This window comes from Nocardiopsis sp. FIRDI 009, from assembly GCF_003386285.1.
Classification (GTDB): Bacteria; Actinomycetota; Actinomycetes; order Streptosporangiales; family Streptosporangiaceae; genus Nocardiopsis.
Genome location: NZ_QPNC01000039.1, coordinates 1 through 14,682 on the forward strand (window position 1 = coordinate 1; position 14,682 = coordinate 14,682).

Consider the following 14,682-nt stretch of genomic DNA (forward strand, 5'->3'; position numbering starts at 1 on the left):
GACGTCACTTTGGGTGAGGGCGCCTGCAAGGTCCGCTCCGGGCACGCTCCCGACAACCTGGCCGCGCTGCGAGCGGTCGCCCTGGTGTTCCTGGACCGGTTGGGGCAGGACACGGTGCCCGACGCGATCCGGTGGGTGTCGTATGAGGCGTTCACCCGCCCGCTGGGCGTGATCGGTCTGCCGTGACCAGCATCAACGTCACCACCCACCGAGAATGAAACAGCCCTGGATCACCCCCACGGATATATCGTCTCTGTCCTCTCGTCGGGGGTCTCACACGGCCAGGTCCAGGCGCTTGTCCATGTCCAGGTCGAACCGGCCATAGGGGTTGATATGGGTCCAGAACAGCGGGTTGAGCGCCCGCCGGTCCTCGGGGGTGAGCCGCTTCGCCCAGACGGGGTCTTCCAGGACCCGTTGCAGGAGCAGGGTGTTGACGTAGACCAGGGCGGACTGGAGCAGGTGCAGGCACAGCATGGAGATCTCGGCGTGCTCGCGGTCATCGCCGGTGAGCACGCCCTCCTTGCCGTAGAAGAACTTGTCGTTGGCGCCGTTCCAGTTTTCCACCGCCTCCAGCCCGCCGTGGATCTCCCTGCGCAGGGCTTCGTCGGCCAGGGAGTCGCAGGCGAAGATGGTGCGCACCGCCCGGCCGAGTTCTTCGAGGGCCTGGTAGACGGGCATCTTGGGGCCGCCGCCCTTGGTGAAGCGGCGCAGCACCTGCTCGGTGTCGGCCGTGCCCAGGCGCAGCGCGGTGGCGTAAGCGACCATCTGGTCGTAGTTGTGCTCGATCAGCGCCCAGTCGATGGGCCGGTTCTTGACCACCCGCTCCAGGTGCGGCCACGTCGCCGGGCCGGTGTCGGGGCTGTACAGGCGCACCGCGCCGATGTTCTTCAACCGCGGCAGCAGCTTGAACCCGAGCAGCTCGGTGAAGGCGAACCCCACGATGGACGCGCCGTGGGTGTCGGTGTAGTTGGCCTGGACCTCGGCGTCGGTGCAGTGCCGCAGCACCCCTTCGATCATCGCCGCGACCTCGGAGGAGGAGCACGACTTGAGCTGGGAGTAGATGCAGGCCCTGCCCTTGTCGACGTGCCAGTAGATCATCACCCCGTGCCCGCCGTAGCGGGCGTGGAACTCCGTCATCAGGTTCGACTCCCAGGACCCGAACCGCTTGGAGTCCGACGCCGTGGCGGTGGCGGTGCCCCACCAGGTGGCATCGCGAGCGGCGAAGGTCTCGTTCACCACCTCGGCGATGGCGCGGCGCAGGTTGTCGCGGGTGATGTGCGAGGCGCGGGTGCGGCGCAGCGCCCCCTCGTCCTCGCCGTGCTCGCCGGTGGCGATCATCTGCTTGATGCCCATGTTCGTCCCGAGCGCGAACAGACACAGCAGCAACCGGCGGTGCAACGTCGATTTCGGGATGGCCTCGCGGGTGGCCACCGAGGAGAACTCCTCGCAGAACCCGGTGAGCAGCGCGGTGTCCTTGAGGATGTCGAGCAGGTCGATGGTCCCCCACCGCCTGAGCACCTCACCCTTGAGCGCCCCCAGGTTCTGCGGCTCGGGCAGCGCCTCCAGCTTCGGGACACTGATCCAGGGCTGGCCCTTGCGGGTCACGATCCGCACCCCGCCCGTAGTGCCCTCCGACATCGCGGTGCCCAACCGGTCCAGAGCCTGGCGCATCCGGGCGCGCACCCCCTCCACGAACGCGTTCGGCTCCACCGGCTTCTTCAACGCCGCGTAGTGCACATCCCGGTTGTCGGCGAAGTCGCCGGGCAGGTCGGTGTCGGGGTCGCGCCGCTTCCCGGCCCCCTCCACGTAGATCTCCCGCCGGCGCAGGGCCTCACGCAGCGCGATGAGCACGCACAGCTCATAAGGGATGCGCTCCACCCGCCCCGAGGCGGCCTCGGCCCAGGCATTGGGCACCACGCCCTCGATCGGCACCACCTCGGCGGTGCCGTAGAACTTCTCGGAGCGGTCGACGTCGGTGTAGCGGCCCAGCAGCTCGATCGCCTCCATCACCGGCCGATAGGCGGTGTTGTTGCACCTAAACGACAGCGCGGCCAGTAGCGGGGAGAGCATCCGCCGGTAGTAGTGGGAGTAGGAACCGCGCAACTGGTAGCGCACCCGCTCGGCCACCGCCTTCTCCGTGGCCATCAGCTCGCGCGCCAGCTTGCGCAGCGTCTTCTCCCCGCCCGGGACCGCACCGAAGATCACCTCCGACACCGTCCCGCCGGGCTCGGCCAGGGAGGCGTCCACCATCCGCCGCAGGATGCCCTTCTTGCCCGGCACCGCGGTCAACTGGCCGATCAGCTCCTTCTCCACCCGCTTCTCCGCACGGGCGTTGATCCGGTGGATGAGGCGGATCAGAAGCTCCACCAGGCCATCGATCAGCTCGGCCTGCCGGGACCAGCACAGCGCGGCCAGCAGGGTGTAGCGCACCGGCGGTGCGCATTCGGCGAAGTCGGAGGGGTACATCCGGGCCGCGCGCGAGCGCCAGGCGGCCACGATCTTCTCCGACACGCCCCCGAACGGCTCGTCCGGCAGCCCCAGGGCCTGCACGGTCTTGAGCTTGTCGATCTCCTCCAGCAGGGTTTCCAGCCCCAGCGGGCCCGGGGTCGGACTTCACCGCCCCCAGCACGCCCTCGGTGCCCAGCACCCGGCTCTGGAGCCGGTCGCAGATCCCCGGGCCCAGGCGGGTCATCACGCTGGTGGTGAAGGACTCCTCGAACCGGCGCACCCCCGAGCCGACGATGCGCTCGACCTGCCCGGGTGAGGGCGGTTCGATCTTCAGGGTGCGGCACCGGCGCACCACGGCCTGGGCGAGTTCGTCGCGGTCGGCCTCCACCGGGCACACCTGGTCCGCGAGCCAGTCGGCGAGCTGGTCTTCGTCGTCCTCGGTGGCCGCGTGGGTGCCGTACTTGTCGCGGATCTGGCTGCGGTGGTACTTCACCGACCGGGTGTTCCAGGGGTACTTGCCGAACAGGGCCGCTTCCACGCCCACCTGGTCGGCGACGAAGGGCACCGCGGCGGCCGGGACTTCCTCGGCGTAGGAGGGGAAGCGCCCCTCGATCTGGAAGAACTTGAGCTTGAGCGCGAACCCGAGCCGGGTGGCGCCGCTCTTGTTACCGATCAGCTTGCGGTCGCCCTCTTCCAGGGACCACTCATCGACGAGCTGCTCGGGGGTCCAGTCCTGGCGCATGAGGGGTGCTCCCAGATCATGGCGGTCGGTAGTCGACAGCGCACACGATCGCGGACCGGTTCCGGGTTACCGGCGGGTTCGCCTGATCTGTGACCTCGGACCGCCCCAGAAGCTACTCACCGGTTACTTTGCCCCTCGCCGTAGCTTCGGGAGAACCGGGCCGTGGTGCGGGCGACCCCGGGGGAACGAGCCTTCTGCGTTTCCGACAGAACCGCAGGGATCCCACGACCGCGCAACATTCCGGGGTTCTCGCACGGCGCCGTGGTGTCAGCGCACGCGCGTGTACCGGTGAACCCCGTCGGCCGTCTCGACCGTGGCCCCTCCCCGCAGGACGAGCACGTCCAGGTGGGCCGCGGTCTCGTTGACCGCGAGCATCCGGTTGACCGCGTCCAGGCCGTCGAAGGGCGTCCCGCGACGGGTCCAGGTGAGGCCGCGGGCCACGGTGAAGGCGTCGTGGGCGCCCTCCCCCAGGACCGCGAGGGTCGCACGCAGTCGGCCCCGGTGGTGCGCGAGCAGCTCGGCGACCCGGGCGTGCGCGCTGTCGGTGACCGGGCCGTGGGCGGGCAGCAGCCGGGCGTCGGCGTACCGGGTCATCAGGTGCAGCGAGTCCAGGAAGTCGGCCAGCGGCCGACCGTCGGGATCGGCCGGTTCGAAGCCCACGGACGGTGTGATGTGCGGCAGGACGTGGTCGCCGGAGAACATCAGCCCGCGTCGCTCGTCCAGGTAGACGACGTGCCCTCGGGTGTGGCCGGGGGTCGGCACGACCCGGAGCCCGCCGCCGGGGAAGCGCAGTGTCTCCTGGCCCAGCCAGCGGTTCGGGGTCTCCCAGTCGCGGGGGTCGTAGTCGTCGGGGTAGACCGACCGGACCTCGTCGGCCAGTGCGGCCGCCCCCGCCCCGCGCAGGGTTCGGAGGAGGAAGGGCAGTCCGCCGCGCCGCTCGTTGAGCAGTTCCAGGCCGCGGCGCTCCCCGGCGCCGAGGTGGACCCGGCAGCCCAGTGACCGGCGCAGCTCCACCGCGTGGGTGTAGTGGTCGCGGTGGACGTGCGTGACCAGGATGTCGCGGATCTCGGCCAGGTCGCGGCCGATGGCCGTCAGGCCCTCCTCCAGGGCCTTGCGCGCCTCGGGGATGGTCCATCCGCCGTCGATCATGACCAGGCCGTCGTCCTCGGCCAGGTCCTCCAGCACATAGACGTTCACGGCGCGCAGGACGTCGTTGGGCAGCGGCAGGGGGATCCGGTGCACCCCCGGGCAGACGGTCTCCACCCCGGGCTCGGCCCACGCCCTTCGATCGATCATGGCTTTCCCCTCACTGGTGGCGCACGGTGCGCGTTGGGGTGGCGGACGGAGGCCGCTCACCGCACCGCGTGGGGTCTCCCCCGAAGAAAACAATATGAAATAAAATATCTTGTTCGTGTTCCGTGGGCAAGACCCCGGCCCCGGATGCCGCCCGGTCGCGGCCGTACCATGGGCGTCGTCACCCGATCTCGCCCGCCCGAGCGAAGACCTGCGGCACATGGGTAGGACCTCGCGTGCCACGGGGTGATCGCCCCCACCTCCCCACACCCGGAGCGGAAATGGTCCTAGTCGCCGGAATCGACAGTTCGACGCAGTCCTGCAAGGTCGTGGTCTGCGACGCCGACAGCGGCGCGGTGGTGCGCGAGGCGCGCGCCCCGCACCCCGACGGCACCGAGATCCACCCCCGTGAGTGGTGGTCGGCGCTGACCGACGCCGCGTCGGGCCTGCTCGACGGCGTCGCGGCGGTGGCCGTCGCCGGGCAGCAGCACGGCATGGTCACGGTGGACGGCGAGGGCGAGGTCGTGCGCCCCGCCCTGCTGTGGAACGACTCGCGCTCCGCCGGGGCCGCCGACGACCTGGTGGCCGAGCTCGGCGGCCCCAAGGCGTGGGCGGACGCGGTGGGCAGCGTCCCCGTGGCCAGCTTCACCGTCACCAAGCTGCGTTGGCTGGCCGAGCACGAGCCCGACGCCGCCGCGCGCGTGGCCGGGGTGATGCTCCCCCACGACTGGCTCACCTGGCGGCTGACGGGCGGCGGGGGCGAGGCGACCACCGACCGCGGCGACGCGTCCGGCACCGGGTACTGGTCGCCGCCGGAGGGCGTCTACCGCACCGACCTGCTCGTGCGGGCGTTCGGGCGCGAGATCTCCGTGCCGCGGGTGGCCGCCCCCGGCGAGGCCGTCGGGCACACCCCCTCGGGCGCGCTCGTCGCCCCGGGCACCGGGGACAACATGGGCGCGGCCCTGGGGCTGGGGCTGTGCGCGGGCGACGCCGCGCTGTCCCTGGGCACCAGCGGCACGGTGTTCGCGGTGAGCGACGAGGCCACCCGCGACCGGAGCGGAGCGGTGGCCGGGTTCGCCGACGCCACGGGGCGCTTCCTGCCGCTGGTGTGCACCCTCAACGCCGCGCGTGTCCTCACCGCCACCGCCACGATGCTCGGCGTCGACCTGGCGGGGCTGGACGCGTTGGCCCTGTCCGCCGAGCCGGGGGCCGACGGCGTGGTCCTGCTGCCCTACCTGGACGGGGAGCGCACGCCGGTGCTGCCGGACGCGGCCGGTTCGCTGCACGGCCTGCGCCGGTCCAACATGCGCCCGGAGAACATCGCGCGCGCGGCGGTGGAGGGCATGCTGTGCGGGCTGGCCGACGGGCTCACCGCGCTGACCGGCGCCGGGGTCCCCATCCGCCGGGTGCTGCTCCTGGGCGGCGGAGCCCGGTCGGCGGCGGTACGCGCGATCGCGCCCACGATCCTGGGCGTGCCGGTGGTCGTGCCCGCGCCGGCGGAGTACGTGGCCCTCGGCGCGGCGCGCCAGGCGGCGTGGGCGCTGTCGGGGAACGACCGGCCTCCGGAGTGGAACACCGCCGAGGCCGGTCCGGAGACCGGACCCGCGCTGGTGCCGCACGTGCGTGAGCGCTACGCGGCCGTCCGGCGGGCCGCCCACGGGGTGTAGGAACCCGGTCGCCCGCGCTCCCCGGCCGCGGGCTCAGCGGTAGCGGCAACCGGGATGGCCGGTCCCCCGCACCGCCCGGGGCTTCGGACACCGACCGCGCGGACGCCGTCGGGCCGCGCCCCGGCAGGGCCCCGCCGGGGCCGCTGCGAGCACGACCGGCGCACGGGGTGTCGGCGCCTCGGGCGGAAGCGGGACGGTCACGGACGCGTGGGGGTGGCACGCGGCGGCGACCAGCACGAACACGAGGATCCAGGAGCACGGGACCGGGAGCACGCGGCATCGCTCGGGCATGGGACCACACTGACAAGCGGAGACGACCCCCACACCCCACTCGCCCGACCCGAGGTGTCCACTTCAGGCCACACCCCGCGCGCATGGAACCCCAGATCGTGGGGAACGGTCAACGTTCCGCCCACGCTCGGCGCTCTGACCAGCACACCGGTCAGAGCGCCGAGCGACCCGCTCCTCGGTTTCCGACCGAGGAGCGCGGCGGTCACCCGCTCTCGGTGGCCTCCGCCTCCGACCGGACGACCGCGTCCTCCGGCGGACGGCGCGCCCACAGCGTCGCCACGGCCGCGCCGGACATGTTGTGCCACACCGAGAACAGCGCCCCGGGCAGCGCGGCCAGGGGGGCGAAGTGCGCCGTGGCCAGGGCGGCGGCCAGACCGGAGTTCTGCATGCCGACCTCGACGCTGACCGCGCGGCGCCCGCTCTCGGGCACCCCACCGATCCGGCCGACCAGGTAACCCAGGCCCAGCCCCAGAGCGTTGTGCAGCACCACGGCCAGCGCCACCAGGGGGCCGGTGCCCAGGACGGTGTCGGCGTTGGCGCCCACCACCCCGGCGACCACCACCACGATCCCGGTGACCGACACCAGCGGCAGCGCCGGGAGGGCGGCGGTGACCGCCCGGTCCGCGAACCGGCGCAACAGGAGTCCCGCCAGGACGGGCAGCAGCACCATCCTGACGATGGACAGGAAGAGGGCGCCCGTGTCGACGGGCAGCGTCGAACCGGCCAGGCCCAGCACGATCAGCGGGGTGAGCACCGGAGCCAGCAGGGTGGAGACCGACGTCATCGCCACCGACAGCGCCACGTCCCCGCGCGCCAGGTAGACGATCACGTTGGAGGCGGTCCCGCCGGGCGCGGCGCCCACCAGGACCATGCCCACCACGAGCATCGGGGGCAGCCCGAGCAGCTGGGCGATCCCGTAGCCGAGCAGGGGCATCACCGTGTACTGGGCGAGCACGCCCAGGGCCACCGCCCTGGGGTGGCGGGCCACGATCGCGAAGTCGACCGGACGCAGGGTGAGGCCCATCCCGAACATGATGACGCCGAGCAGGAGGGGGAGGTGGGGGGTGACGGTCGAGGCCAGGTCGGGCGCGAGGAGTCCGAGGACCCCTCCGAGCAGGACCAGGGGGGCGAACCAGCGGCCGACGGCGTCGGCGACGCGTGAGATGACAGACATGGAGGAACTTTCCCGTGGAATACCCCGGGGCGGCGGGTACCGATCCCCGGGCGGTTGCCGCCGCGAGGGGTCGACACCGCACCGGTCAGCGTAGCCCCCGGCGTCACCCGGCCCACCGACCGGCCCGGTCGGTACGTGTGCGCGCCGACCGGAGGGGCTCCTCAGCCGAGCTGCTCGGCCAGGCCGACGATGACGCCCTCGGGGCCGCGGACGTAGCAGAGCCGGTAGCTGTCCTCGTACCGGGCCACCTCGCCGACGGGTTCGGCGCCGTGGGCGCGCAGGCGGGCCACGGTGTCGTCGATGTCGTCGACGGCGAACATGACGCGACGGATGCCCAGCGCGTTCGCCGGCGCCTCCCTCGGCTCGGTGGCGACCGCCGGCGGCGTGTGGAACCGCATCAGTTCGAGTCGGCCGTGGCCGTCCGGGGTCCGCAGCATCGCGATGTCGGTTTGGACACCGTCGAGCCCGACGACACGGTCCACCCACCGTCCCTCGACCCGCCCCTCGCCCTCCAACTCCATCCCGAGTTCGACGAAGAACGCGGTGACGGCCTCCAGGTCGGCGACGACGATGCCGACGTTGTCCATCCGTTGAATCGTCATGCGGCCGAGCCTAGGGAAGAGGTGGGACACCCGGCCGCGCCGACATGGCACCGGACCGGGTCCACCGTCGCGTTCTGCGAGGTTCCGCACCGGTGTCACCCCGTTCAGGGGCGACACCGGCCTCGGATGGCAGCCGCCCCGCGCCGACCGAACACGGTCAACGAAAGCCCCCGCGAGGGACGGTCTCAGCCGCAACGCGTACCGCGCCCCCGTTCCTCGCGCACGGCCCTGGCCGTCGCCGTGACGTCCTCGACACCGTGGTACGCGGAGCCCTCCACGAGCAGGGAGCGGGCCAGACGCATCGCGTCACGCTCGCAGGCCCCAGTCCCGCCGACAAGCGCTGGGGGGTGGTTCGAGATCCGTTACGTTGCGGACGTGTTCGAGGAGGGCGTGTGCTCGGGCGACTGACGCCGGACCGGGTGCCGGAGCCTCATCCGAGACGGGGAAGGCGGCGGTCGCCGCCGTGCCCGGTTCGGGGCGCTCGCGCAGCCAGCGTTCGGCCGAAGCTCCACTGGGGTAGGCGGCGAGCGTTGGCGCGGGCCCCTCGCGAACGTCGGCGTCCGGCGGTTGACACGTGCTTCCGGACCAGAACTGGCGCAGGAGGGTGTCGGTGGTGCTCCGTCCCCGGACCAGGCCGAGGTCGTGCCACCGCGGGCGTCGGTGGAGAGAGGAGGAGCTTACGGCCGGTACCGCCTCGGCCGTCTCCGGGACGGCGGCCGAGCGGGTGTCGAAGGGGAGGCCGGTGGGGTCGAGGTCGGCCAGCGGTCCAGGAGGAAGGGCCAGGACGACGGCGTCGGCGCGGACATGGACGTGTCCTGGGAGCGCGTGGCCGCGCGCGTCCCGCCGTTGGAAAACGAGTCGGTAGCGCCCGCCGGGTGGTGGTCGCCTCCGCCTTCAGTCCTCCGGTCACGCCGTAGCCGCCGGCGTCGTGGACGAAGGCCACCGCCTCGTCGCTGAGCGCCGCGCCCAGGGCGTTGGCCCAAGGCGTCGCCTCCACACGCTGATCGCGCAGCACCGCCGAACGGCACCATGCTCGGAAGTGTTCCAGAGCTTCCTCGGTGCCACGCCGGTCCGCTCGGGCGCGTGCCTCGTGGTGGATTCGACGGCTGTGGACGAACCCCGGGAGCAGGGCCTCCGCCACCCGGTCCTCCAGAACCGCTGGGATCAGCCCGCACTCGTCCGGTCTGAGGCGGCAGGAAAGTGCAGCACGGCCCAGGTCCCGTTGCCGCAGCCTGTTCCCCGCAGGTCGTACAGGTTCTCCGGCCGTCCGAAGCCAACGGGATCAGGTCCGCGGACAGGCCCAGGTGATCGACGAGGCCCAGGACCCGGCGCAAACCCCGGTGGAGCCGCATGGCCCCCAGGTCGACCCACGGCACCGCCGCTCCCGGCGGCCGGGTAGGGGACCACCGACGACGTCGGAAACCTCCCTTCCGGGAGGCGACGCTGAGGACGGCGGGGACGACGTCTGTGTCATCGGGACCGGGTTCACCGGACTCACCGTGTGCCGTGCGCTGGCACGCCGGGGGATCGCCTACCGGTGTGGACCGCTCCAGCCACGTGGGTGGGCGTGTGGCACGTGCCTGACGTCCCCCCGGGGACAGCCTCACCCCCGCCTACGCCTCGCTCCGGCTGAACACGTCACGCGCCCGAACCGCGTCCACGGGGTCCCCATGCCGTCCGACTACCCCGACCTCGCCAGATGGCGGCCTACATGGGCGCGTTCTGCTCAGGTCACGGAATCGACGCGCGGACGGAGCTGAGGACCCGGGTGCCCGCCATGGCACCGGGCGGGAACGGCCACTGGGAGGTCGTCACCCGGCACGGGACCGACCCACCACGACGCAGGCGCTTCACACGGGTCGTGGTGGCGACCGGCCACCACTGGACCCCCCGGTTCCCCGCCCCGGCGATTCCGGGGACGGACACGCTCGAAGGGAGGTTCCTCCACTCGGTCCACTACTGGGAGGGCGAGGACTTTCTGGGCGAGAGAGTACTGTCATCGGCTTCGGCAACACCGCCTGTGACATCGCCGTGGACGTCTCGCGGGCGGCGAGGCGCACCCTGCTCTCGGTCCGGGGCGGTAAGCACGTCCTGCCCCGGCGTCTCGGAGGGGTTCCCGTGGACGCCCTGCCGGAGAACCCGGTCTGTCGGGCGCTACCACCGCCGATGAGACGTGCGTTGCTCAGGGCTCTGCTGGGAGCCGTCCGGGGAAGGATCACGAGCTACGGGCCGCCGCCTCCGACCGAACGCCTGCTCTCCTCCCTGGCGGTCCTGTGCGACGAACTGCTTCCCGCGCTCTCGCGAGGCGGCATCGCGCCCAAGGGCGCGGTGGCGCGGTCGGAGGTGAACGAGGTCCTGTTCACGGACGGCAGCCGCGAGAGGATCGCCGCGGTCATCTGCTGCACCGACTACCGGATGGACGCGCCCTTCCTCCCCGAGGGCCTCCTTCCCCGCGAAGGCGACCGCGCGGGACTCTACCTGCTCGTCGTGCCGCCCGCACACCAGGGTCTGTTCCTCGCCGGGTTCGTTCGCGGGACCTCACCCCAGGTGTCCACACTCGTCCCGCTCTTCGAGGAGCAGGCCGAGTGGATCGCCGACCTCGTCGACGGGACCTGTGCGCTTCCGCCCGCGGCCGTCGTGGAAGCGGAGATCAATGCCCATCGCCTGCGCGGGCGTCGCTCCGACGCCGAGAGTCCCTACCACGTCAGCCCCGGTGCCTACGTGAGGAGGTTGCGACGTGGACGCGCGGCGGGCGGGGGCCGATCGCGCCTTCGAACGAAAGCCCCGAAACGGGGTGAACCCCGGTTCGTTCCAGTCCTGCCGGAGACGATCGGGCCGCTGCTTCCAAGCCGCCCCGGCCGATCTCGCCTCCACAAGCCGGAGGAATCAGGGCGAGGCCCTCCAACACTGAAGATAAAAAAACTGATCGCCACAGAGAACATAAAGAACAATCCAAGCACCCCAATGGCCGAAAATGAGAATATCCGCCCTTCCCCACACCTGTCGCATCGATATTTCGCGAGAACCTGACAGCACCCTCTTGAATGCCTGGGCATACGTGCTACTCTCCTTCAGAGGATCCGAGGAGATCGACTTCCGACTCCCCTCGGCCGCCTTCACCAATATCGAAGATGTGTTCGCAACCAAGACGCCGTCTCGCCCGACCAGCTGTTCCTCGATAATTTTTGAGCGATTCTTCGTTCACTTCCTTGCCTGTTTTGTGCGCGTCCCTACGGAGGGTGTGAAAATATGGGTTTTCCGGTCGGCAAGATCAAGATCGGCCTCAAGAAGCCTGATGAGAACAACGTCACCAGGCCAACGGCGAACGGGATCCGGAATCAGCTGTCGAACATCGGTATCACATGCCCGGACACCGTCGCGGAGAAACTTCAGGGGAACATCGACACCGTCATCAAAAGGATCGCGGAGAAGGAGCCACCCAACCCCTGGCCGAGCTACTTCATCACGGAGCCCCGGCAGTCCGCACCGACCTTCGCCGACCCGGCCCACGCCGGCCTGTTCATATCGGGATCCCACGAACTCCTCGGGTCTCTCACAGCGGCGAGCCCGGCCACCCGGCAGTTCGCCAGCACCATAGCGAGTACCAATCCCGGCACCCAGAACTTCATCGACGAGCTGCTTCGCCAGGACTCGGAGGGCCAGGATTTCGTCGACCAGGTCCGTGAATCGCACTCGGAAGCCGTGGGGTTCCTCATGGACGTGGTCAACGACGAGCCGTCGCCTCGCGCCCTCGACGAGCACGTCGATCGACTCGGATCCACTGCACTGATCTACATGGCGCAGGTCGCGGCCCAAGGCCTGGAACCGGTCGCGGTGGGAACCTGGGTTCCGGACGTGAGCAAGGTCCAGCCTTCCCAGGAGTTGCATGACATCCAGCGCCGTAAGAACTGGGACAAGATCGTGCAAAGGCATGGCGACCAGTTCAGCGGGCAGGAGAAGAAATGGACTTCCAGGACGGACTCCTACACCACCGCTGACGCATTCGAGAACCTCTTCACAGACCTCGCCTACAACTCCTCAGCCTCCCTGGCCAACGGCCTCGCCAAGAGGGACACCACCGCAGCACTCGCCAACACGATCAAGCCGCTCCGAAATATTGGAGCCGAGGATTACGCACCCGGACCGCAGTCCCTCGTCCTCTTCCTCGCCGGAGACTACGATCCGACGAAGGAGGAGTGCAAGGGAGTCGGCGTCCTCACTGTGGAATACGAGATCCTCATCAAGGACTACCGAAACAAGAAGAAGCATGACCCCGACCGCAAGGCCACGGCTTCCGTCAGGCCACGCGCGGTCACCTACACTTCCGGAAAAATTCTCGAACGAGACCACAAGTGGGCACTGGAATCGTAGGATTCATTCCATTGGCAGCACTCGAACCACCATCGATTCAGAAACGAGGGGTGAGGAATGCCGTTCCCGGTAAAGAAGAAGATTGAGGTCTTCGACAAGCGTCCCCAGCTCGACAAGGAGTCATTCAACAAGGGGATCCCCCTGCAGGCCACCGCGGAGCAGATGAGGGCAATCATTCTCTACGCGCCCACCCTGCAGCTGGTCGGCTCCATCGACAACACCAATTCGGACGCCGACACCACCTGGTCCAGGTCTGTGACGACGGGTTTCACCTTCACGCAGTCGCTCACCATCGGCGTGGAGACCGCACTGGAGGTGAACGTGGAGTTCGTCAAGGCCAGCATGAAGATCTCGACGAGCATGACCTTCAGCAGCCAGTGGGCGAGGTCGGTGACCGAGACGATGCAGTTCTCGGTTCCTGCTGGGAAGAAGACCTTCATGTACCAGGGGTACATATGGTCCGAGATCGCGATCTACGAGAACAGTGAGTACAAGTGGTCGAACGAGGTGGCACGCTGTCTGTCCAACGTGATGGCCACCTCTCGTGAGCCGTTGGCCACTGGCTGACAACCCAGAAAGGGACGAGGGATGTGTCAGGGGACCACGCGGGAGCGCCGCGACCGGATCCGGGAGATCGTGCTGGAACTGTCGGAACTGGAGGACGACGAACTGGACGAGACGAGCCTGTTCATCGATGACTACGGGCTGGACTCGATGGTCCAGGTCGAGATCGTCGCGGCCGTCGAGCGAGAGTACACCCTGGTCATCGATGACGCGAAGGCCCGCCGGATGACGAGCCTGTCCTCTGTCCGGGAAGTGGTCGCACAGGCCCGAAACGAGATTCTCGCGGGACGACGGGGGTGAGCGGGGCCACGGCGCCGCGGGTCGTGGTCACCGGGCTGGGTGTCGTGAGTGCTATCGGGTCGGGTGTCGCGGAATTCACCGACGCTGTCCGCTCCGGGCGCAGTGGCGCCCGCCCGATCACGCTCTTCGACACCACGGGATTCGACCATGCCCACGGATGCGAGGTGGTGGGTTTCGACGCGGCGCGCTGGCTGCGGCGGCTCAGCCCCCCTGAACTCGGCCGGGCCGCGCAGTTCTCGGCCGCCGCGAGCCGCATGGCGGTTCGGGACGCGGAACTTGATCCGGCTGTTTTGAGTGGGAGTCGGGTGTTGGTATCCGTCGGTACCACGGACGGTGGTTCGCATGAGCTCGACCAGCTCGTCGCCGAGGAGATCGACGCCGGCCCCGAGGGGATGAGTCACACCCTGGTCCGGAAGGTACCGGCGATCGCCCTCTCCGTCGCGGTAGCGAGGGAACTGGACCTGCGTCGCGCGCAGGCCACCACCCTGGGCACGGCCTGCTCCGCGGGTAACTACGCCATCGGTGAGGGGCTCGACGCCCTTCGCTCCGGTGAGATCGACCTCGCGCTGTGCGGCGGTGCGGACGCGATGTGCCGCCGCAACTTCACCGGCTTCTACCGCCTCGGTCTGATCGCACCATCACGCTGTCAGCCGTTCGACGCCAACCGCCAGGGGATACTCACAGGTGAGGGGGCCGGGGTGCTGGTGTTGGAACGGGAGGAGTCTGCGGTACGTCGAGGAGCCCGGGTGTATGCCGAGGTGCTGGGACTGGGGATCACCTGCGACGCCTACCACCAGATCGCGCCGGAACGGGAGGGCATCGCCCGGTGCATGCGCTTGGCCCTGGACGACGCAGGCGTGGAACCAGGCGGCATCGACTTCATCTCCGCGCACGCGACGGGGACCAGACTGAACGATGTCACGGAGAGCCGGGCCATCCACGACGTCTTCGGCCCCTGCCCGCCCCCCACCGTCGGGCTGAAGTCCATGCTCGGCCACACGATGGGGGCCGCCAGTGCCCTGTCCGGCGCCGCCTGTGCGCTGGCCATCGCCCACGGCTTCATACCCCCCACGATCAACCACGTCGAGTCCGACCCCGAATGCGCGGTGGACTGTGTGCCCAATCACGCCGTGTCCACCACCGTGCGGACCGCTCAGAGCAACGGTCTGGCGTTCGGAGGGAACAACGCCGTGGTGATTTTCGGGGCTTACGAATCTGGTGGGGAGTGAA

Annotated in this window: 9 protein-coding genes and 3 pseudogenes; 7 read left to right on the top strand and 5 right to left on the bottom strand. The window is 69.9% G+C overall.

Annotated features, from left to right (window positions below; all coding sequences use genetic code 11):
* Nucleotides 1-186 (top strand): annotated as a pseudogene (locus DVR05_RS25000) (ISAs1 family transposase); the annotation flags it as partial.
* Nucleotides 187-273: 87 nt separating this feature from the next.
* On the opposite strand, the gene DVR05_RS25005 reads toward DVR05_RS25000, so the two are convergent.
* The 3 genes and pseudogenes from DVR05_RS25005 to DVR05_RS25010 form a co-directional block, all read right to left on the bottom strand.
* Nucleotides 274-2,550, bottom strand: a complete 2,277-nt coding sequence (locus DVR05_RS25005; RefSeq protein WP_232832316.1) for a Tn3 family transposase — start codon at nt 2,548-2,550, stop codon at nt 274-276.
* 244 nt (nt 2,551-2,794) lie between these two features.
* A pseudogene (locus DVR05_RS27630) lies at nt 2,795-3,190 on the bottom strand (DUF4158 domain-containing protein); the annotation flags it as partial.
* A 267-nt stretch (nt 3,191-3,457) separates the two neighbouring features.
* Complete coding sequence (locus DVR05_RS25010; protein ID WP_116248374.1) at nt 3,458-4,486, bottom strand: MBL fold metallo-hydrolase; 1,029 nt, start codon at nt 4,484-4,486, stop codon at nt 3,458-3,460.
* Between the two features lie 278 nt (nt 4,487-4,764).
* Here DVR05_RS25010 and xylB point away from each other — a divergent pair, with 278 nt between their 5' ends.
* Nucleotides 4,765-6,150, top strand: coding sequence for a xylulokinase (xylB, locus tag DVR05_RS25015; RefSeq protein ID WP_116248375.1), 1,386 nt, complete (start codon nt 4,765-4,767; stop codon nt 6,148-6,150).
* Nucleotides 6,151-6,643: 493 nt separating this feature from the next.
* Here the strand turns inward: xylB and DVR05_RS25020 are convergent, their stop codons facing one another.
* Nucleotides 6,644-7,615 carry a bile acid:sodium symporter family protein gene (locus tag DVR05_RS25020; protein WP_116248376.1) on the bottom strand — a complete coding sequence of 324 codons (972 nt, stop codon included), beginning with the start codon at nt 7,613-7,615 and terminating at the stop codon, nt 6,644-6,646.
* A 161-nt stretch (nt 7,616-7,776) separates the two neighbouring features.
* On the bottom strand, nt 7,777-8,202 hold the full coding sequence (locus DVR05_RS25025) for a VOC family protein (RefSeq protein WP_198659349.1): 426 nt from the start codon (nt 8,200-8,202) through the stop codon (nt 7,777-7,779).
* 1,792 nt (nt 8,203-9,994) lie between these two features.
* On the opposite strand from DVR05_RS25025, the pseudogene DVR05_RS26815 reads away from it, so the two are divergent.
* The 5 genes and pseudogenes from DVR05_RS26815 to DVR05_RS25055 all read left to right on the top strand — a co-directional run bounded on the left by DVR05_RS26815 (nt 9,995) and on the right by DVR05_RS25055 (nt 14,681).
* Nucleotides 9,995-11,247 (top strand): annotated as a pseudogene (locus DVR05_RS26815) (hypothetical protein).
* A 219-nt stretch (nt 11,248-11,466) separates the two neighbouring features.
* Complete coding sequence (locus DVR05_RS25040) at nt 11,467-12,588, top strand: lectin (RefSeq protein WP_116248380.1); 1,122 nt, start codon at nt 11,467-11,469, stop codon at nt 12,586-12,588.
* Nucleotides 12,589-12,645: 57 nt separating this feature from the next.
* Nucleotides 12,646-13,155: a hypothetical protein gene (locus DVR05_RS25045; RefSeq protein ID WP_116248381.1), complete on the top strand. Its 510-nt coding sequence runs from the start codon at nt 12,646-12,648 to the stop codon at nt 13,153-13,155.
* A gap of 21 nt (nt 13,156-13,176) precedes the next feature.
* Nucleotides 13,177-13,452 (top strand): acyl carrier protein, encoded by a 276-nt coding sequence (locus DVR05_RS25050; RefSeq protein ID WP_116248382.1) that lies wholly within the window; start codon nt 13,177-13,179, stop codon nt 13,450-13,452.
* A 23-nt stretch (nt 13,453-13,475) separates the two neighbouring features.
* A complete protein-coding gene (locus tag DVR05_RS25055; protein WP_232832317.1) occupies nt 13,476-14,681 on the top strand; it encodes a beta-ketoacyl synthase in 1,206 nt (401 codons plus the stop codon).
* The last annotated feature ends 1 nt before the right edge of the window (nt 14,682 follow it).

Bases quoted from the DNA above. Each gene is read 5' to 3' on its own strand.
- DVR05_RS25050 (WP_116248382.1), top strand. From the start codon at position 13,177: ATGTGTCAGGGGACCACGCGGGAGCGCCGCGACCGGATCCGGGAGATC.
- DVR05_RS25010 (WP_116248374.1), bottom strand. From the start codon at position 4,486: ATGATCGATCGAAGGGCGTGGGCCGAGCCCGGGGTGGAGACCGTCTGC.
- DVR05_RS25045 (WP_116248381.1), top strand. From the start codon at position 12,646: ATGCCGTTCCCGGTAAAGAAGAAGATTGAGGTCTTCGACAAGCGTCCC.
- DVR05_RS25020 (WP_116248376.1), bottom strand. From the start codon at position 7,615: ATGTCTGTCATCTCACGCGTCGCCGACGCCGTCGGCCGCTGGTTCGCC.
- DVR05_RS25040 (WP_116248380.1), top strand. From the start codon at position 11,467: ATGGGTTTTCCGGTCGGCAAGATCAAGATCGGCCTCAAGAAGCCTGAT.
- xylB (WP_116248375.1), top strand. From the start codon at position 4,765: ATGGTCCTAGTCGCCGGAATCGACAGTTCGACGCAGTCCTGCAAGGTC.
- DVR05_RS25025 (WP_198659349.1), bottom strand. From the start codon at position 8,202: ATGGACAACGTCGGCATCGTCGTCGCCGACCTGGAGGCCGTCACCGCG.